The sequence below is a fragment of the Celeribacter sp. SCSIO 80788 genome (genome assembly GCF_051054295.1).
Lineage (GTDB): Bacteria > Pseudomonadota > Alphaproteobacteria > Rhodobacterales > Rhodobacteraceae > Celeribacter.
Genome location: NZ_CP150482.1, coordinates 1,725,572 through 1,742,059, shown reverse-complemented (window position 1 = coordinate 1,742,059; position 16,488 = coordinate 1,725,572). Strand labels below are relative to the sequence as shown.

The following is a 16,488-nucleotide window of genomic DNA, read 5'->3' as shown; positions in this document are numbered from 1 at the left end:
CGTTACGCAGAACCGGTGATGACCATGCCCTTCGACGCCCTCAATGATGTTTCCGACGAAGCCCTGCTCGTTGCCTTCGGCAATGGCGACAGGGCGGCGGCGCGCGCGTTGACCCTTCGGCTGACGCCACGGGTCGTGGGCTATGCCGCCCGGCTTCTGAAGGATCGCGAAGAGGCCGAAGATGTGGCGCAGGATGCCATGTTGCGGCTCTGGAAGATCGCGCCCGAGTGGCGGCAGGGCGAGGCGCAGGTGACGACATGGCTGTACCGTGTGGTGACCAACCTGTGCACCGACCGGCTGCGCAAGCGGCGCAGCAAGGGGCTCGACGAGATCGCCGAGCCGGAAGACGGGCGGCCCTCGCAGGATGCTGTGCTGATGCAGCGTCAGAGGGTCGATGCGTTGCAGTCCGCGCTGGATCAGTTGCCAGACCGGCAACGCGAGGCGGTGGTGTTGCGACATATCGAGGGGTTGGGCAATCCGGAGATTGCCGAAGTTCTGGAGATCAGTGTCGAGGCGGTCGAGAGTTTGACCGCGCGCGGCAAGAGGGCGCTGGCGGCGGCTTTGGCCTCTCAGCGCGAGATATTGGGGTTCGAAAATGACGAATCGTGACGACAAACGGACGGTTGAGTTTCCGGAACGGGAGCTGGAGGCGCTTTTCAAAGAGGCGCGCCGTGAGACGATGTTGCCGTCTGGCGGGTTGATGGAACGCATCCTCGCCGATGCCGAAAGCATGATCGATACCCGTGAGGCGACCGAGGCGGCGCGGCTTGCGGCCCTGCGCGCCCCTGCGAAACAGCGTCATCCGCTGGTTGTCGCGATGGTGGCGGCACTGGGCGGCTGGCGCGCGGTGGCGGGGCTTGCGACGGCGGGCGTCGCGGGGCTTGCGATCGGACTTGGCACCCCGACTGCGGTGACCGCACTTGCGACCGGGTCTTATGTGTCCGGGACGGAGAGCTATGATACGGCGACGAGCGATTACGGGATCGATGCGCTGCTCCCGAGCTTTTACGAACTGGCGGTGGAAGGATAATCAATGACGGATGAGCAAACTCCTACCCCCGTGGAGACCGGCGTGGAGACCGGGAAGGGCGTGCATTGGAGCCGGATCGCTTTGGTGGTGTCGCTGGCGCTGAATATCGCGATCTTGGGCATCGTCGGCGGGGCTGTGCTGCGCTGGAATGCCGGGATGGATCGGGAGCGGTCGTTGCAGGCGCGCGATTTCGGCTTCGGGCCTTTTGTCGGCGCGCTTGAGACCGAGGACCGTCGGGCGCTGGGGCGTGAGTTTGCGCGCAGCGCCGGGGATGCGAAGGCGGCACGGCAAAAGGCCGGTGCGATGTTCGAGGCGATGATCGTGGCGCTGAAGGCCGACGATTTCGATGCGGCGGGGTTCGAGACCCTGCTGTCCGAACAGCAACAGGAGTTTGCCCGAGGTCAACAGATCGGGTCCCGGCTCGTGGCTGCGCATATCGCGGAGATGAGTGTGGACGAGCGCAAGGCCTATGCCGAACGGCTTGAGGACATGTTGCGCAACCCGCCGCGCCCGCCGCATGAGCAGGGCGAACGGGGGCCGGGCAATGGTCCGGGCAACGGGCCGAACCACTGAACGTGACACAAAGCGCCCTTCGGGGCGCTTTTGCGTTTCAGTCGCGGGGCGGGGGCAGCATCCAGTCGGTACAGCGCACTTCGCTGACCGATTGGAGGGTCGTCTCCTCGCCCTCGGAGATGGCGGTGTTGACATTGCGCGGGCCGAAAATCTTCAGATACCAATCGGACAGAGCCTCGGCGCTCTCTGAGGAGCCGAGGGACAGGGTCTGCCCCGGAGACGTGCCGGGGCCGCGATAATAAAACTCGGGAGAGCTGGCCTGAAGGGAGGGGGAGTCTTCGTAGACGCAAAGGCTTTCGAAGGGCATTCCGGCGAGGGTGAGGCCGTCCACGATTTTCCAGCAGCTCAGACTGTCGTATCCGATGTTATCGTCGGGGGTGATTTGCCCGCTGTCCGAGAGGCGGCGCAGGATGGCAAGGGAGTTTGGCGGGCGCTCACAGGTCAATTCCTCGAGGATCATACGTTCCAGCGGGGAGAGCGCGACGCTGGTCGCGGGGAGGAGCGTGAGAAGGAGCGGGGCGATCAGGCGCTTCATGAGTTGGGGTCCAGATGTGACGAGGCGCTCTGCGCGCCTGTGGTCGTCATGCTGGCAGAGCGGGCGTGTCATGGCAAGAACGGGACCGGATATGGGGTGGGGCAGGCCTCAGGCGGCGTAGGAGCCGAGGGTGACCTGATTGCGGCCTTCGGCCTTGGCGGCGTAGAGCGCGCGGTCGGCGATGGCCAGCAGCGTGTCGACATCGGGCGTCGCCGCCCCCTGATCGCCGCCCATGGCGAGGCCGATGGAGACGGAGACGCCGATCGGGGTGGTGTCGGGGGCGGTCGCGACCGGGCTGGCGCAGATCCCGGCGCGCAGCCGTTCGGCGACGGCGCGGGCCTCCATCAGCGAGGTCATCGGCATACAGATCAGGAATTCCTCGCCACCGTAGCGTGCCACCAGATCCATGCTGCGCAGATTGTCGGCGAGCCGCTTGGCCACCTCGATCAGCACGGCGTCGCCCATGGCGTGGCCCCAGGTGTCGTTGACGGATTTGAACCGGTCGATGTCGATCAGCATGAGGGCGAAATGCTGGCCTGCTGCGCGGGCTTCGCGGGCGATCTTGTCGAGATGGGGCAGGGCGTAATGCCGGTTGTAAAGCCCGGTGAGCTTGTCGCGGGTGGCGAGCCTAAGCCCCTCGTCGAGGGTCAGTTTCAAAAGGTCGGTCTCTTTCTTGCGCCGCATCTGGCTGCGCAGGCGCAGGGCCATTTCTTCGGGGTCGGCACCGCGGGCGATCAGATCGTTGGCCCCGAGATCGAGCGCCATCAGCGCCTCGCGCCGGTCCTGCGGGCCATGGACGACGACGATGCCCGCGCCACGGGTGGCCTCACGGGCGCGCAGATCGGAAATCAGTCGCAGCCCGTCGCCACCGGCGCGGGTGGAGATCACGTAGAGATCGGCGATCTCGCCATGATAGATGGTTTCGAGCAGATGATCGGCGCGCGCGATGGCGATCTCGTCATGCACCATGCCCTTGAGCCCGGCGCGCCAGCTCATCGCCTCCTCGGTGGTCGTCCCGATCAGGGCGATCTTGCCGGGGGTCTCGTATTGCCCCTGCGCCTCGGAAAACCCCAGCGCGCGGGCGGTCTCGTTGCGGCGGCGCAGCTCTTCGGAGGTGGCGGAGGCGCGCATCAGGGCGCGAACCCGCGCGGTGAGGGTCAATTCGTCGAGCGGTTTCGACAGCACCTCGTCGGCCCCGGCCTTGAGCGCAGCGATCTTGGCTTCGGGGTTTTGCGCGGGGGTGAGGATGGCGACGGGAATATGCGCGGTCAGCGGGTCGGCTTTGAGCCGGGCGCAGGTCTCGAAGCCCGACATGTCGCCGAGATCGACATCGAGGAGAATGAGGTTGGGCCGCTCTGCGCGCGCCTGTGCGAGCGTCGCCGTGCCGGTTGTGGCCTGGGAGACGTCGTAGAAGGCGGACGCGAGCTTGACCTTGAGGATGATCCTGTTGGTCGGCACGTTGTCAGCGATCAGAATTCTGCCCGCCATCGGGGTTCCTTTTTGGCTGCGGCTTTGGGGGAGAGCGCCATGCCGCATTTGATTTTTGTTGTGGTTCTGGTGTTGCGTCTGGTTAATAATTTCGGTCACAAAGGTTAAGAAAGTGTTTCCAACCCTTTGGAGTTATCCCCAGATGCAGCAGGAATCCGCCGAGGTTATCGGCCTGAAAGTTCTGGCCTGGCTGGCCTCGGAAGAGGAGATTTTCCCGGTTTTTCTGGGCTCTAGCGGTATTTCTGCGGGCGAATTGATGGCCCGGGCGGGAGAGGTCGAGATTCTCACGGCAGTTCTCGATTTCGTGACCATGGACGATGCTTGGGTCAATGCCTGTGCGGCGGCCACGGGGCTTGACCCGTATGATCCGATGCGCGCGCGTCAGGCCCTTCCGGGCGGGGCGCAGATCAACTGGACCTGAGGGCGGGGTATGCGCGAAATCGGGGGTGAGATCGGGGCGGTGCTGTTCGACAAGGATGGCACGCTGATGGATTTTCAGGCGAGCTGGGGGCCTTGGGCGGCCTCGGTGATCGCCCGGATCTGCGGGGCGGATGCGGGGCTGAGCGCCGCCGTGGCGCAGGCTTTGGGCTTTGACCGAAGCGCGCAGAGGTTTCACCCGGACAGCGCCGTGATCGCGGGCACGCCGCAGGAGGTTCTGGACCTGCTCAGCCCGTTTTTCCCCGAAGCCGCGTCGGATCGGCTCCTGTCCTGGCTGGAGCCGGACCCGGCGGCCTTCGTCCCGGCCCCGGTGGCGGGGCTGGCCACGACCTGTGCGGCATTGCGGGCGCGGGGGCTGGCGCTGGGCGTCGTGACCAACGATTTCGAGGCGGCGGGGCACGATCACCTGAGCAAGATGGGCGTGGCGGAGTTTTTCGACACGGTGGTGGGCTATGACAGCGGGTTCGGCGGCAAGCCGGAGCCGGGCCCGTGCCTCGGTGCGGCAGAGCGGCTGGGGGTGGCGGCCGGGGCCTGCGTCATGGTGGGCGACAGTCTGCACGATCTGGAGGCGGCGGCGCGGGCCGGGATGATCCCGGTGGCGGTGCTGACCGGCGTGGCGGGGGCGGAGGCGCTTGCGCCTTATGCTGAGGTGGTTCTGGGCAGTGTCGCGGACCTGCCGGAGTGGTTGTCCGGACGGTAAGACTTTCGCGAAAAATACGGAAAATCAGATTAATTTTAGGAAGATGCCGGACACTGTTTCGGCGGCATTGGTGATTTCTTAAGGGACAGGCCGTAACACTCCCACAAGTGGTACTGGGAGACATGGCTGTCATGCATGGGATGATCAATCGCGCGATTCAGTGTTTCATGCGCGATACATACGGGGGGACGACCTGGCAGGCGGTGGCAGAAAGCGCAGATCTTGGATTTGACAATTTCGAGGCCATGTTGAGCTATCCCGACCGGTTGACGATCGACGTTCTGGGCCGCGCGGCGCGCCAGTTGCACAAGCCTGTCGAAACCTTTCTGGAGGATCTCGGAACCTATCTCGTGTCGCATCCGAATGTCGAGGCGATCCGCCGACTGTTGCGCTTCGGCGGTGAGAATTTCACGGAATTCCTGTTCTCGCTCAACGATCTGGAAGGGCGGGCGAAACTGGCCCTGCCGGATCTCGAGATGCCGACCTTGCGCGTTGAGGACAATGGCGACGGCACGTTCCGTCTCAGTTGCCTGAGCTCAATGCCGGGGTTCGGCTATGCGATGGTGGGGGTGATGCGGGCGATGGCGGACGATTATGGCGCTCTGGTGTTTCTCGAACATCAGGGCTGGATGGATTCCGGCGAAGAAATCATCACGATCAACCTGCTCGAAGCGGCCTATGCCGAGGGTCGGGCCTTTGAGCTGTCGGAACGGATCGGGGGGGAGCTATGAGTGCGATGAGATTCGACCCCGCCCCGCTGATCGCCTTCATGCCGATGAGCCTGATGTATGACGATGCGGGGGTGATCCGTTATGTCGCGCCGACACTGGCGAAGCTGCGCGACCCTGACACCCTGATCGGAGCGCAGATCGCCGATGTGTTTTCCGTGCGTGACAACGGGCGGGGTGGCGGCGAAGGGCCTATTCCTTTGGGGACGAAGCTCTACCTCAATTTTCTCACCGGGATTTCGACGCCGCTCAAGGGCATGGCGGCGGCGATCCCCGGGACGGGGCTGAACCTTTTGAACCTGTCTTTCGGGATTTCGATTGTCGATGCGGTGGCGGATTACCGGCTGACCTCCGGAGATTTCGCCCATACCGATCTTGCGATCGAGATGCTTTATCTGGTGGAAGCGAAATCGGCGGTGCTCGAAGAGACGAAGCAACTGAACGCGCGTTTGCAGGGCGCCAAGGTTGCCGCTGAGGAGCAGGCCTATACCGATACGCTCACCGGGTTGAAGAACCGCCGGGCGATGGATCATGTGATGGAGCGGATGCTGCGCTCGAGTGTGCCGTTTGCGATCATGCATCTCGATCTCGATTACTTCAAATCGGTCAATGACACGCTGGGCCATGCGGCGGGGGACACGGTGTTGCAGCGGGTGGCGAAGATCCTGCTCGAAGAGACCCGGGGCGACGATATGGTCGCGCGCGTGGGCGGGGATGAATTCATCCTGATCTTCAACAAGTTCATGGAGCACGACGGGCTTATGCGGACGGCGGAACGGATCATTGCGCGGCTCGAGGAACCGATTCCCTATCAGGACGAGATGTGCCGGATCTCCGGTTCGGTGGGCATCACCACGACGGAGTTCTACGCGGCACCCAATGCCGATGTGATGATTCACGATGCGGATCTTGCGCTCTACAGCTCGAAATACGAGGGGCGTGCGCAGGCAACCATGTTCGATCCGAAGGTGCATCATGGCCATGTGAGCGATCATGTGGAGCACCGTGTCCGGGGCTGACTGCTCAGCCTGCGCGTGGTTTTCATGGTCGCACAGGTGCTGTGCCCGCGATTGTGCCCGCGCCGCTGGCAGAAGGTTTGCTCGGTGCCTGGCGGCAGGCGGATCAGGAAATGCAGGTTTCGCACATTTTCCTCTTGCGCCCCTCGCGCGCATCTCATAAACACCCGCTCACGCCAAGCGCGGTCCGTTCGTCTATCGGTTAGGACGCCAGGTTTTCAACCTGGAAAGAGGGGTTCGATTCCCCTACGGACTGCCACTTTTTCCCTGACATCTCTGTGTATTCAGCTCACTGAAACGCCTTTGATGCGCTTTGATTCATAATGGTTCGGCGGAAATCTATGCCCATGCGTCTAGGGTCGGGGTGTAAACCATGTGTCATGAGGGGGTTCGAAATACAGGTTCGTCGGAGCGGCATATGCTTTGTCGCAGGTCTGATCGATTGTCCCGCAGCCTTCGAAGTTCTCAGCACATTCTGTCGTAGAAGGTCATGCGTCTTGGCAGAGCGGTTTTGGCGCACCGTCTCCATCATTTCTCTATGTCGTTTCCAGTGCCCAGTTCACACATGAATAGAACGGGTGACACAAAGACCGAATCCGGCTTGTGCGACTAGAAACACAGAGATGTCAGGGGAAAAGTGGCAGTCCGTAGGGGAATCGAACCCCTCTTTCCAGGTTGAAAACCTGGCGTCCTAACCGATAGACGAACGGACCGCGCTTGGCGTGAGCGGGTATTTAGGAGATGCGCGCGAGGGGCGCAAGAGGGATTCTCACAGAATTTTGCAGTTTTTTTGACAGGGGTGTTTTTGTCTGTCGGCTCAGGTCTCGGCGGCGTCTTCGAGGCGCAGTTGGACGGATTGCCGCCCTCCCCAGGTGTTGAGTTCGAGCTTGCCCGCGAGATGAAACCGCGCGCCACCGTGGCGTTCGAGGGCCGGGCCGAGCGGGCCGTCGAAGGCGCCGAAACAGATGGCGTCGAGACGCGGTCCCTGGCCTTCCGAGAAGGTCACTTTCAGATGGTTCGCGCCGACCCTTTTGGCGAAATGGATCGCGCAGGCGGGAAAGGCGAAGCGTGGGGCGGGGGCGGAGGCACCATAGGGCCCTGCGGCTTCGAGCTGGGCAATCAGCTCGGGCGTGGCGGCGCCGGGCATCAGGAGGCCGTCGAGTTTCAAATCGGATGGCCCCATCGCCCCCGCGCCCTGTTTGGCGAGAAGTTCGGAGAGGCGCTCCATCGCGGGTTCAAGCCGATCGCGCATCACGGTGAGACCGGCGGCCATCTTGTGCCCGCCGCCCTTGACCAAAAGCCCTTCGGCGGCGAGGCGTTGAATGGAGGCGCCGAGATCGACGCCGGAGACGGAGCGACCGGAGCCCTTGCCGATGCCGTTTTCATCGAAGCCGATGACCACGGCGGGACGGTTGGTGGCTTCCTTGAGACGCGAGGCGACGATGCCGACCACGCCGGGGTGCCAGCCATCGCCTGCGGCCCAGACGAGGGGGGCGTCGAGGCCGCGCTGTTCAGCCTGCAACAGCGCGTCGTCGCGCACGGCGCTTTCGATCTCGCGGCGCTCCGTGTTGAGCGCATCGAGCCGCTCGGCCAAGGCCTGTGCCTCGTGGGGGTCTTCGGTCGAGAGAAGGCGTGCGCCGAGATCGGCGGCGCCGATGCGTCCGCCCGCGTTGATCCGGGGACCGAGGAGAAAACCGAGGGAATAGGAGGTGGGGGCGGTGTCCATGCGGGACACGTCCGCGAGTGCGCGCAGGCCGATGCGGTCGCGTCGGGCCATGACCTTGAGGCCCTGACGGACGAGGGCACGGTTGACGCCGATCAGGGGGGCGACATCGGCGACGGTGGCCAGTGCGACGAGGTCGAGCATGGCCATGAGATCGGGGCCTTTCTGCCCCTCGTCGCGCATTTGTCGTCCGACCTCGACCAGCATGAGAAAGACGACGGAGGCGGCGCAGAGATGCGCCAGATCGCCGCTTTCGTCCTGACGGTTCGGGTTGACCACGGCGACACAGTCGGGGAGCGTTTCCCCGCCCAGGTGGTGGTCGAGCACGACGACATCCGCCCCCTTGGCGGCGGCAATGGCGTCATGGGAGAGCGTGCCACAATCGACGCAGACGATCAGGTCGTGGTTCCTCGCAAGCTCCGCCATCGCCGGTTCGTTGGGGCCATAGCCCTCGTCGATGCGGTCGGGGATGTAGAGCGTCGCGGGGCGGCCCATCTGGCGCAGCCATGTGATCAGGAGCGCTGCCGAGGTGCCGCCGTCCACGTCGTAATCGGCGAAAACGGCGATGTTTTCGCCGCGTTTTGTCGCGTCGAGAAAGCGGGTGGCGGCCACGCCCATGTCCTTGAGGGTCAGCGGATCGGGCAAGAGGTCCTTGAGTTTGGGATCGAGGAACTGCGCCGCCGCCTCGGGCGCCACTCCGCGCCGGGCGAGGGTCTGGCAGAGGGCCAGAGGCAGGCCGGTCTGTTGCAGCAGAAGCTCCGCCTGACGGTCGAGATCGGCGGTGGGGCCGATCCAGCGGCGGCCGGTGAGCGAGGCGGAGACATTGAGGAAATCGGTCATAGGCCAAGTATATCGCCGACGGAGCGGGCGGATGCAAATTCGCCGTGCAGATGGCTGACCGCAGTGATGTGACTGTCTTCGGCGGACATCGGTGGCAGACCGGCCCAAGAGGTGTCGGCATTGGCGGCAAAGGCAGCGCAGGCGTCATGGGCGAGGGTGACGGTAAAGCCGAGATTGGCGGCCATGCGGGTGGTCGTCGAGACACAATGGGGTGTCGTGAGGCCGCAGATCACCAGATCGGTCTCACGGCTGGCGCGCAGCCGGTCCTCGAGATCGGTGCCGATGAAGGCGGAGTTGACGGATTTCTCAAAGATGGGCTCATGGGGCAGGGGTGTGACCTCGGGTTTGAAGGCGAGGCCATCGCCCGAGAGCGGCGAACCGGGGGTGTGCGAGGCATGGCGGATGTGAATGACGCCCCAGTCGGCGGTGCGGGCATGGGCCAGAAGCCGCCCGGCGTTGGTCTCGGCCTCGGGGTTGTTGCGCGGCCCCCAGACGGGATCGTCAAAGCCGGTCTGAATGTCGATAAGGATGAGTGTGGTCATAAAAAAACTCCCGCCAGAGTCGGACTGGCGGGAGCGATTTTGGCGGGGATTGCCGGGAAGGGCAACGCCCCCGGTCGCGTTCCGATCAGTCTTTCTTCGGCGTGGTCGGGTTGCGGTAGGTCATGCGACGGATCGAGCCGGTTTTCGAGCGCATCAGGATGGTTTCCGTGGTGAGGAAGCCCGGCTCGCGTTTGATGCCGTGCACGATGGAACCGTTGGTCACACCGGTTGCGGCGAAGATCACGTCGGAGGTGACGAGCTCGTCACGGCAGTAGATCTTGTCGAGATCGGTGATGCCCGCCTTGGCGGCGCGGCCACGTTCGTCGTCGTTGCGGAACAGAAGTTTGCCCCACATCTGACCGCCCATGCATTTCAGCGCGGAGGCCGCGAGCACACCTTCGGGCGCACCGCCGGAGCCCATGTACATGTCGATGCCGGTCGTGGGCTCGGCACAGTGGATGACACCGGCAACGTCGCCGTCGGTGATCATGCGGATCGCGGCGCCGGTGGCGCGCAGCTCGGCCAGCATCTCTTCGTGACGCGGGCGTTCGAGGACGCAGAGCGTGATGTCTTTCGGCGCGACGCCCTTGGCCTTGGCCAGCGCTTCGACGCGCTCGGTCGGGGTCATGTCGAGGGAAACGACGTCTTTCGGGTAGCCCGGCCCGATGGCCAGCTTTTCCATGTAGACGTCGGGGGCGTGCAGCAGCGTGCCGCGCGGCGCCATGGCGATCACGGTCAGAGCGTTGGGCATGTCTTTCGCGGTGAGCGTGGTGCCTTCGAGCGGGTCGAGGGCGATGTCCACGGCGGGGCCGTTGCCGTTGCCGACGTTCTCGCCGATGTAGAGCATGGGGGCTTCGTCGCGTTCGCCTTCGCCGATCACCACGACGCCCTGAATGTCGAGCTTGTTGAGCTGATCGCGCATGGCGTTGACGGCGGCCTGGTCGGCGGCCTTCTCATCGCCGTGGCCGACGTAATCGGCGGAGGCGATGGCAGCCTGTTCGGCCACGCGGGCGAGGCCAAGGGAAAGCATACGGTCGAAGAAATTGGGGGCTTGCGACATTTGTCTTACGGGTCCTTTTCGGGCGGACGGAAAATTCTGCCCCTCTTCATGACCACATGTTCCGGGGCGGGGCAAGGCGGGTGCGGAGCTGTGCGCGCTAACAGATGGGTTGTTTGCGCTAACGTCTTGTCGCGGCGTAACAATTTCACGTCAACAGCATGACGTTTTTCCGCCGATGCTCCCCTGAGACGCAAAAACGGGCCCGTTTGGGCGGGCCCGTGAAACGTGGCCGGGGCGGGCGGGATCAGACGTTCTCGATGCGGATCGCGACCGGTTCGGAAGCCAGAACGGAGGTCGCCTTCATGCCTTCGAGGGCTGCGTCGAGCGAGGCGCGCGAGGTGGCATCGGTGACGATCAGCACGGGAGCCACCTCGGGGTTGGCGTCCTGGCCGTATTGCCGCATGCGGTCGATGGAAACACCCGCATCGCCCAGAGCTGCGGCGATTTTCGCCAGCGCGCCGGGTTTGTCCAGAAGCGACATGCGCAGGTAGAAGGGCGCGGGGGTGGCGGCGACGGCAGGGATGGCCTTTTCGAGCGCGGCGGCGGGCACGCCGAAGGTCGGCACGCGGATGCCGCGGGCAATGTCGAGCACGTCGGACATCACGGCGGAGGCGGTGGGGCCTTCGCCCGCGCCCGCACCACGGAGCACGATCTGGCCCACCTCGTCGCCTTCGAGCACGACCATGTTGGTGGCATTCTCGAGCTGGCCCAGCGGCGAGAGCGCGGGGACGAGGCAGGGGGTCATGCGCTGTTCAAGCCCGCGACCGGTCATCTGGGCGACGCCCAGAAGCTTGATGCGATAGCCCATGTCGGCGGCGTGGCGAATGTCTTCGATGGTGATGCGCTCGATGCCTTCGAGGACCATATTGTCGAAATCGACCTGCGTGCCAAAGCCGATAGCGGCCAGAAGGGCAAGTTTATGCCCGGCGTCGATGCCGCCCACATCGAGAGTCGGATCGGCTTCGAGATAGCCAAGCGCCTTGGCGGCGGCGAAGACCTCGTCATAGGTGAGGCCCTCGTTCTCCATCCGGGTCAGGATGTAGTTGCAGGTGCCGTTCATGACACCGGCGATCCGCTCGATCCGGTTGCCCGCAAGGCCTTCGGTCAGAGCCTTGATCACAGGAATGCCGCCCGCGACGGCGGCCTCGAAGCGCAGCACGGCGCCTTTCGCTTCGGCCTTCTCAGAGAGCATCTGGCCGTGATGGGCGAGCATGGCCTTGTTGGCGGTGACGACATCCTTGCCAGCGGCGAGCGCGGCCTCGGTCGCGGCCTTGGCGGGGCCGTCGGAACCGCCCATCAGCTCGACGAAGACATCGACGTCGTCCCGCAGCGCAAGCGCGACCGGGTCGTCTTCCCAGGCGTAAGCGGAAATATCGACGCCGCGATCCTTGTCTTTCGAACGGGCGGAGACGGCGGTGATCACAACCGGGCGACCGCTGCGCTCGGCGATCAGATTGGCCTTGCGCTGGATGATCTTGATCACGCCTACGCCGACGGTGCCAAGACCTGCAATGCCGAGGCGCAGGGGGGCTTGGGAAGACGTGGATTTCGGCATGTGGGGCTCCGCTCGAGGATGTGTTGAAAAACCTGTCCGTCGTGATAGCGGCGAATGCGGGGGCGTGCAACTGCCCGCCGTTGTCAGGCTCAGTTTCCGGTCACAAGCGGGGGCAGGGGCTCGGTCTGGTCGTCCGTGGTGAACACGGGGTCGTTCGCAAGCGCCTCTGCCCGGGCCCGGAGCGCTTCGGCGCGGGCCAGCGTCGCGCGGGTCTCCTGCGCAAGTTCATCGGCGCTTGCGGCACCCTCAAAGACGGTTTCTGACGGCGAGGCGATCAGCGAGGGCCAAGGCAGCGCGGTGTCGACGGGCGCGAGCCGGTCGGAGAGGTCCGGGGTCTGAGCGCAGCCGATCAGCGCGGCCAGAGACAGGGCGGCCAAGGGCAGGGCGAGAAGGGTGCGGCGAAGGGAGAGCTGCGTCATGAGGGGGTCCGGCTGCGGTTGCCGGGCGAGCTTAGCCTTTGGCGGAGGCGGGGACAATGCGGCTTTCCCTTCGGGCGAGGGCGGGCTAAAGCGGAGGGGTCTTTTAGGAGTGTGCCATGACGAGCGGAACCGATCTGAGCCTGACACCTTCGCCCGCGCGGCGGATGAGCGCGGTGGCGCTGCTGGGCGTGCTGGGGGCCTTGTTGCTGCGGGTGGCCTTCGGGGCCGAAGAGATGACGGCGGGCTGGATGGCCCTGCTGGTCGTGATGGCGGCGGCAGTGCTCTGGGTTGCGTGGCGGCTTTGGGTGGCGACGGGCGTGCGGCTTGTTTTGAGCGAAGAGGATCTGCGCGAAGAGGGCGGGCGGGTGCTCTGCCGTCTCGATGAGATCGAGAAGGTCGAACGCGGCACCTTTGCGTTCAAGCCGTCGAACGGATTTCTGATCCGGTTGAAAACCCCGGGCAGCCGGGTCTGGGCGCCGGGGTTGTGGTGGCGGTTCGGGCGCAGGCTGGGTGTCGGCGGTGTGACACCGACGGGTCAGGGCAAAGCGATGGCGGATGTGATCGCGGCCCGTATCGGCGGCATGGGGCGTCTCGACTGATTGCCTGAATGCGGCTTGAATTGCGGCGGTCAGCGGCGGGAGCCGCCACCACCGTGTCGGTCGCTGCCTCCGCCGGAGGTGTTGGTGCCGGTCGTGGTGCCGCCGGTGTCGACATCGCTGTCGTCGGAATCCTCATGGGTGGCGTCGTTGATCACTTCGGTGCCGTCGTCATAGATCACCTGAGAGGCGAAACGCGGTTTGGTGGTGACGATGTCCTCGAAGTCCAGCTCGGTCAGGATGGCGTTGAAGGGCGCGACCCAGCCGCGCTGGGTTTCGACGACGATCACCTCTTCGCCATCGGCCATGAGCGGCAGACGTTCCTCGACTTCGGTGAGGGTGATGTCGGTGAGTTTCACGTAATCGCCGGTGGCATAGGACCAGACCAGTTCGTAGCTTTCGTTTTCGTCGTCATCGATCACGAACTGGACGGCGGAGACACGCATGTCGATCTCGCCGTCGTTGTTGAGGAAGCGATAGAGATCCGCGAGCCCTCCCATGAAGGTGTCGTCGATGGTGTCGGTTTGACGCGAGATGTAATCGGAGATGGTGTAATTCGCCTTGTTCGCGCGGGCTTTGGCCTCGAAGGCGGCGAAGAAGGTGTAGAAGGCCATCAGGGAAAAGATCAGTGCCGGGGCGACGATCAGGGCCTCGATGGCGACCGAGCCGCCGTCGTCGCGCGAGAAGCGACGCAGGAGGCGTCGCATCGCGGTTTTCGGGGAGGTCTGGCGGATAGAGAACATCGTCATCTCCCTTAGCTGTTGGGTTCGTTCACGAAGCCGCCGGTGGCGACGATGGCGTAGCCGGAGCCTTCGGTGGGTTGCATGGCCGCGCCGATCCAGGTGGTCGGAAAGATCGGGTCGACAATGACGCAGGCGCGGACCAGCATCAGCTCGTTTTCCGCACCGTCCTCGAAGGTGGTGGCCGGTGTCACATTGGCGCTGCGGTCGAGACATTCGGCGATATAGGTCGGGCGGGTGAAATTCCACGCATCGACGGGTTCGAGAGCGATGTGGATGTTTTCCTCGCAGTTGCGGACGTAACGGGCGTATTCGCAGGTGGCCGATTTCAGGCTCGCGAGCGTGACGGTGGGCATGTTGCCGAGACGCACGTCGCGCACCGCGCTGTCGAGGCCGCGCTCCAGCATGGCGGAGGAGACAGTGTAATAGCCGATCTCGTAGCTGCCCATGATGAGGAACATGAACATCGGGAAGATCAGAACGAATTCGATGGTCGCGTTGCCGTCTTCGCTCCGGGCGTGTCGACGACGCAGCAGGTTCAGTTTGCGCAGGAGTTTCATTCGACCAACCTCAACTCGGTGATCTTGGTCGCGATGGCGGAAAAGGCCTCGGAAATCTCGATCCCTTCGACGTCATAGTAATGCGCGTCCGAGGAGGCGCAGGATTGCAGGACGTTCTGACCCGCGGTCGGGGCTTCGAAACCGATGGCGAAAATGATGATCCCGGCGTTCTTGGCGACGGTGCAGATCTCGTCCAGTCGGGTGTCCTTGGTGGCGGTGTCGTAACTGGTTCGTGTGGCGTCGCGCCAGTCGTAATAGTCGTCGCTGTCGCCGGAGGCGAGATAGCGGGCATAGGCGTGGTTATAGACGGTCATCGAGGACCAGACCTCGGACCATGTGATTTCCCAGACATTGCCGGATGCGAGCGTATAGGGCAGCGAGGTCGAGACGTTTTCGTTGTCGAGACGGGTGTAGCGCGTCGTTGTGGTGCAGTTGTAGGCATTTCCGTAGTAGTAGGAACAGCTTGTGCGATCGGCGCTGACGTAGATGCGCCCGTCCTTGTCGGCATAGACGCCGGTCGACTGATCGTCATCGCGATAGGGGTCGGGCATCAGATACTGGTTGGTGTGCGAGCCGTCGGTCATCACCACCATGAATTTCTGGGCATCCGAATTGGAGGCGGGGTGGGCGCTGGCGTCGGTGCCTGCGGTCAGCACTTGCGCGCTTTCGTCGAGCAGGGCTGCGCCCCATTTCACGCCGAGGTCGATCGAGGTGTTGCCATAGGCGGTGAGCGCCTCGATGTAATCGTCAATCTCGGTCTGATCGTTCGAGAAGGGCAGGATTTCGCGGCTCGAGGCGGGGGCGCAGGTGTGATCCGAGAGCGCCATGTCGAGATTGTTCCAATTGCTGTTGAACGGATCGAAATCCATGGTCTGATCGTAATAGCGACCGGTCAATGCGCCGGTGGGGAATTCGAGCCCGACCATCGAGAAATCGTCTTCCTCGAAATTGATGCAGTAGGATTTGTCATGCGCATTCAGGCGATGGAGCGCGTCCAGAATGTCTTTTCCCGCATTCACCTGTGTGGCGTAGGGGATGACGGAGATCGCGATCTCGTCGCTTGCGGCATTCTCGAAGACGGTTTGGGTGAAATCCTGAGCGGCGGATTTCAGGTTGGTCAGACGGCTGTAGCTGTTCATCGAGCCGGAGACGTCGAGGACGAGAGCGATTTCAAGCCCGGCGAGGCCCTGTTGCGCCATGGTTTCGCCGGACAGTGAGAGGCTGTCGATGGCGGCGAATTTCATGAAATAGGTCGGCACCTCGGCTTCGACGGAGGCATAGACCTGACGCCCGTCGCCCAGCGGCACGATGTCGATCTCGTCCTCCTTGAGATATTCGCTCAGGCCCGCCTTCGCGAAATAGTCGATGATCACGTCTTTCGGATCGTTGGTGTTCTCGAGGTTGGTTGCGGCGAGCACGGCGCGGTCGAGGGTGTTCTGCAACTCGGTGCGCAGGGTCTCGTGGCGGATGATGTCGATGCCCATTCCGGCGAGCAGCAGCAGAATGACGAAGGTAAACAAGCCGAAGAGCGCGAGCGAGCCCTGCTCGTCGCGCATGTGCTGCCGCGCATCGAATTTGCGCAGCTGTGTTGCCGCGGCGCGGGCGATGCCCGAAGCCGGTTTCTGAACGCAGGCGTGCGGCCTGTTCTGACGCGCAGCGCAACCGGCGGCATGGCCCCGGCCCGTGTGAAAAAGCCCCGCTTCGCGGCGCGTGATCTTACCCAACATGACACCGTCTCTCAATCGGAGTGGTGCCCCCATTTTTCCCAGTGTGCATGGTGTCCGGCCGGGGTTTTCCCCGTGCATAACAGACGCCACACGACCTTATTTTGACCCTGTGGAAACCATGGGTAAAGTCCGCAGAGGCTTTGCCCCGAAATGGTCATATTGGGCGGCGAGGGGGCGGGAAAAGTCGGGAAAGGTGCGGCGGGATTGGACGGTGCCCG

At 63.8% G+C, this 16,488-nt stretch carries 18 protein-coding genes and 2 tRNA genes; 9 read left to right on the top strand and 11 right to left on the bottom strand.

Features of this window, described 5'->3' with window-relative positions:
* The first annotated feature begins 18 nt into the window (after window positions 1–18).
* The 3 genes from V1471_RS08730 to V1471_RS08720 are packed head-to-tail and all read left to right on the top strand — an operon-like array spanning window position 19 to window position 1,603.
* The gene (locus V1471_RS08730) at window positions 19–609 is read left to right on the top strand and encodes an RNA polymerase sigma factor (protein ID WP_434290902.1); all 591 of its coding nucleotides are present in this window, start codon (window positions 19–21) and stop codon (window positions 607–609) included.
* Window positions 596–1,030 carry a dihydroorotate dehydrogenase gene (locus V1471_RS08725; protein ID WP_434288063.1) on the top strand — a complete coding sequence of 145 codons (435 nt, stop codon included), beginning with the start codon at window positions 596–598 and terminating at the stop codon, window positions 1,028–1,030. The genes V1471_RS08730 and V1471_RS08725 overlap by 14 nt, the downstream gene beginning before the upstream one ends.
* 3 nt (window positions 1,031–1,033) lie before the next feature.
* A complete protein-coding gene (locus V1471_RS08720; protein ID WP_434288062.1) occupies window positions 1,034–1,603 on the top strand; it encodes a periplasmic heavy metal sensor in 570 nt (189 codons plus the stop codon).
* Window positions 1,604–1,640: 37 nt separating this feature from the next.
* On the opposite strand, the gene V1471_RS08715 is transcribed toward V1471_RS08720, so the two are convergent.
* Both V1471_RS08715 and V1471_RS08710 read right to left on the bottom strand, forming a co-directional pair.
* Window positions 1,641–2,138 carry a hypothetical protein gene (locus tag V1471_RS08715; protein ID WP_434288061.1) on the bottom strand — a complete coding sequence of 166 codons (498 nt, stop codon included), beginning with the start codon at window positions 2,136–2,138 and terminating at the stop codon, window positions 1,641–1,643.
* Between the two features lie 108 nt (window positions 2,139–2,246).
* Window positions 2,247–3,626: a diguanylate cyclase gene (locus V1471_RS08710; protein WP_434288060.1), complete on the bottom strand. Its 1,380-nt coding sequence runs from the start codon at window positions 3,624–3,626 to the stop codon at window positions 2,247–2,249.
* A gap of 142 nt (window positions 3,627–3,768) precedes the next feature.
* Here V1471_RS08710 and V1471_RS08705 point away from each other — a divergent pair, with 142 nt between their 5' ends.
* The 5 genes from V1471_RS08705 (at window position 3,769) to V1471_RS08685 (ending at window position 6,767) form a co-directional block, all read left to right on the top strand.
* Window positions 3,769–4,047 (top strand): DUF3572 domain-containing protein, encoded by a 279-nt coding sequence (locus V1471_RS08705; RefSeq protein WP_434288058.1) that lies wholly within the window; start codon window positions 3,769–3,771, stop codon window positions 4,045–4,047.
* A gap of 9 nt (window positions 4,048–4,056) precedes the next feature.
* The gene (locus tag V1471_RS08700) at window positions 4,057–4,764 is read left to right on the top strand and encodes an HAD family hydrolase (RefSeq protein WP_434288057.1); all 708 of its coding nucleotides are present in this window, start codon (window positions 4,057–4,059) and stop codon (window positions 4,762–4,764) included.
* A 131-nt stretch (window positions 4,765–4,895) separates the two neighbouring features.
* Window positions 4,896–5,495: a heme NO-binding domain-containing protein gene (locus V1471_RS08695; protein ID WP_434290900.1), complete on the top strand. Its 600-nt coding sequence runs from the start codon at window positions 4,896–4,898 to the stop codon at window positions 5,493–5,495.
* The gene (locus V1471_RS08690) at window positions 5,492–6,511 is read left to right on the top strand and encodes a diguanylate cyclase (protein ID WP_434288056.1); all 1,020 of its coding nucleotides are present in this window, start codon (window positions 5,492–5,494) and stop codon (window positions 6,509–6,511) included. The genes V1471_RS08695 and V1471_RS08690 overlap by 4 nt, the downstream gene beginning before the upstream one ends.
* A 181-nt stretch (window positions 6,512–6,692) precedes the next feature.
* Window positions 6,693–6,767, top strand: a tRNA-Glu gene (locus V1471_RS08685).
* Between the two features lie 379 nt (window positions 6,768–7,146).
* On the opposite strand, the gene V1471_RS08680 is transcribed toward V1471_RS08685, so the two are convergent.
* The 6 genes from V1471_RS08680 to V1471_RS08655 all read right to left on the bottom strand — a co-directional run bounded on the left by V1471_RS08680 (window position 7,147) and on the right by V1471_RS08655 (window position 12,647).
* Window positions 7,147–7,221 (bottom strand) — tRNA-Glu (locus V1471_RS08680).
* A gap of 104 nt (window positions 7,222–7,325) precedes the next feature.
* Window positions 7,326–9,071 carry a single-stranded-DNA-specific exonuclease RecJ gene (gene recJ / locus V1471_RS08675; RefSeq protein ID WP_434288055.1) on the bottom strand — a complete coding sequence of 582 codons (1,746 nt, stop codon included), beginning with the start codon at window positions 9,069–9,071 and terminating at the stop codon, window positions 7,326–7,328.
* Window positions 9,068–9,613, bottom strand: a complete 546-nt coding sequence (locus tag V1471_RS08670) for a cysteine hydrolase family protein (RefSeq protein WP_434288054.1) — start codon at window positions 9,611–9,613, stop codon at window positions 9,068–9,070. Before V1471_RS08670 ends, recJ begins: the two co-directional genes overlap by 4 nt.
* 85 nt (window positions 9,614–9,698) lie before the next feature.
* A complete protein-coding gene (gene glpX, locus V1471_RS08665) occupies window positions 9,699–10,673 on the bottom strand; it encodes a class II fructose-bisphosphatase (RefSeq protein ID WP_434288052.1) in 975 nt (324 codons plus the stop codon).
* Window positions 10,674–10,917: 244 nt separating this feature from the next.
* On the bottom strand, window positions 10,918–12,228 hold the full coding sequence (locus tag V1471_RS08660) for a homoserine dehydrogenase (RefSeq protein WP_434288051.1): 1,311 nt from the start codon (window positions 12,226–12,228) through the stop codon (window positions 10,918–10,920).
* A gap of 89 nt (window positions 12,229–12,317) precedes the next feature.
* On the bottom strand, window positions 12,318–12,647 hold the full coding sequence (locus tag V1471_RS08655) for a hypothetical protein (RefSeq protein ID WP_434288049.1): 330 nt from the start codon (window positions 12,645–12,647) through the stop codon (window positions 12,318–12,320).
* A gap of 116 nt (window positions 12,648–12,763) precedes the next feature.
* Between V1471_RS08655 and V1471_RS08650 the strand changes: the two genes are divergently transcribed.
* Complete coding sequence (locus V1471_RS08650) at window positions 12,764–13,246, top strand: hypothetical protein (protein ID WP_434288047.1); 483 nt, start codon at window positions 12,764–12,766, stop codon at window positions 13,244–13,246.
* 29 nt (window positions 13,247–13,275) lie between these two features.
* Here the strand turns inward: V1471_RS08650 and V1471_RS08645 are convergent, their stop codons facing one another.
* Genes V1471_RS08645 through V1471_RS08635 form a run of 3 tightly spaced genes read right to left on the bottom strand, consistent with a single transcriptional unit; the run spans window position 13,276 to window position 16,270 of the window.
* A complete protein-coding gene (locus V1471_RS08645) occupies window positions 13,276–13,986 on the bottom strand; it encodes a TadE/TadG family type IV pilus assembly protein (RefSeq protein WP_434288045.1) in 711 nt (236 codons plus the stop codon).
* Window positions 13,987–13,997: 11 nt separating this feature from the next.
* Window positions 13,998–14,543, bottom strand: coding sequence for a TadE/TadG family type IV pilus assembly protein (locus V1471_RS08640; protein WP_434288043.1), 546 nt, complete (start codon window positions 14,541–14,543; stop codon window positions 13,998–14,000).
* Window positions 14,540–16,270, bottom strand: a complete 1,731-nt coding sequence (locus tag V1471_RS08635; protein ID WP_434288041.1) for a TadE/TadG family type IV pilus assembly protein — start codon at window positions 16,268–16,270, stop codon at window positions 14,540–14,542. The genes V1471_RS08640 and V1471_RS08635 overlap by 4 nt, the downstream gene beginning before the upstream one ends.
* Window positions 16,271–16,488: the final 218 nt, after the last annotated feature.

Coding starts and splice junctions, on each gene's coding strand:
- V1471_RS08730 (WP_434290902.1), top strand. CDS start 19: ATGACCATGCCCTTCGACGCCCTCAATGATGTTTCCGACGAAGCCCTG.
- V1471_RS08725 (WP_434288063.1), top strand. CDS start 596: ATGACGAATCGTGACGACAAACGGACGGTTGAGTTTCCGGAACGGGAG.
- V1471_RS08720 (WP_434288062.1), top strand. CDS start 1,034: ATGACGGATGAGCAAACTCCTACCCCCGTGGAGACCGGCGTGGAGACC.
- V1471_RS08715 (WP_434288061.1), bottom strand. CDS start 2,138: ATGAAGCGCCTGATCGCCCCGCTCCTTCTCACGCTCCTCCCCGCGACC.
- V1471_RS08710 (WP_434288060.1), bottom strand. CDS start 3,626: ATGGCGGGCAGAATTCTGATCGCTGACAACGTGCCGACCAACAGGATC.
- V1471_RS08705 (WP_434288058.1), top strand. CDS start 3,769: ATGCAGCAGGAATCCGCCGAGGTTATCGGCCTGAAAGTTCTGGCCTGG.
- V1471_RS08700 (WP_434288057.1), top strand. CDS start 4,057: ATGCGCGAAATCGGGGGTGAGATCGGGGCGGTGCTGTTCGACAAGGAT.
- V1471_RS08695 (WP_434290900.1), top strand. CDS start 4,896: ATGCATGGGATGATCAATCGCGCGATTCAGTGTTTCATGCGCGATACA.
- V1471_RS08690 (WP_434288056.1), top strand. CDS start 5,492: ATGAGTGCGATGAGATTCGACCCCGCCCCGCTGATCGCCTTCATGCCG.
- recJ (WP_434288055.1), bottom strand. CDS start 9,071: ATGACCGATTTCCTCAATGTCTCCGCCTCGCTCACCGGCCGCCGCTGG.
- V1471_RS08670 (WP_434288054.1), bottom strand. CDS start 9,613: ATGACCACACTCATCCTTATCGACATTCAGACCGGCTTTGACGATCCC.
- glpX (WP_434288052.1), bottom strand. CDS start 10,673: ATGTCGCAAGCCCCCAATTTCTTCGACCGTATGCTTTCCCTTGGCCTC.
- V1471_RS08660 (WP_434288051.1), bottom strand. CDS start 12,228: ATGCCGAAATCCACGTCTTCCCAAGCCCCCCTGCGCCTCGGCATTGCA.
- V1471_RS08655 (WP_434288049.1), bottom strand. CDS start 12,647: ATGACGCAGCTCTCCCTTCGCCGCACCCTTCTCGCCCTGCCCTTGGCC.
- V1471_RS08650 (WP_434288047.1), top strand. CDS start 12,764: ATGACGAGCGGAACCGATCTGAGCCTGACACCTTCGCCCGCGCGGCGG.
- V1471_RS08645 (WP_434288045.1), bottom strand. CDS start 13,986: ATGTTCTCTATCCGCCAGACCTCCCCGAAAACCGCGATGCGACGCCTC.
- V1471_RS08640 (WP_434288043.1), bottom strand. CDS start 14,543: ATGAAACTCCTGCGCAAACTGAACCTGCTGCGTCGTCGACACGCCCGG.
- V1471_RS08635 (WP_434288041.1), bottom strand. CDS start 16,270: ATGTTGGGTAAGATCACGCGCCGCGAAGCGGGGCTTTTTCACACGGGC.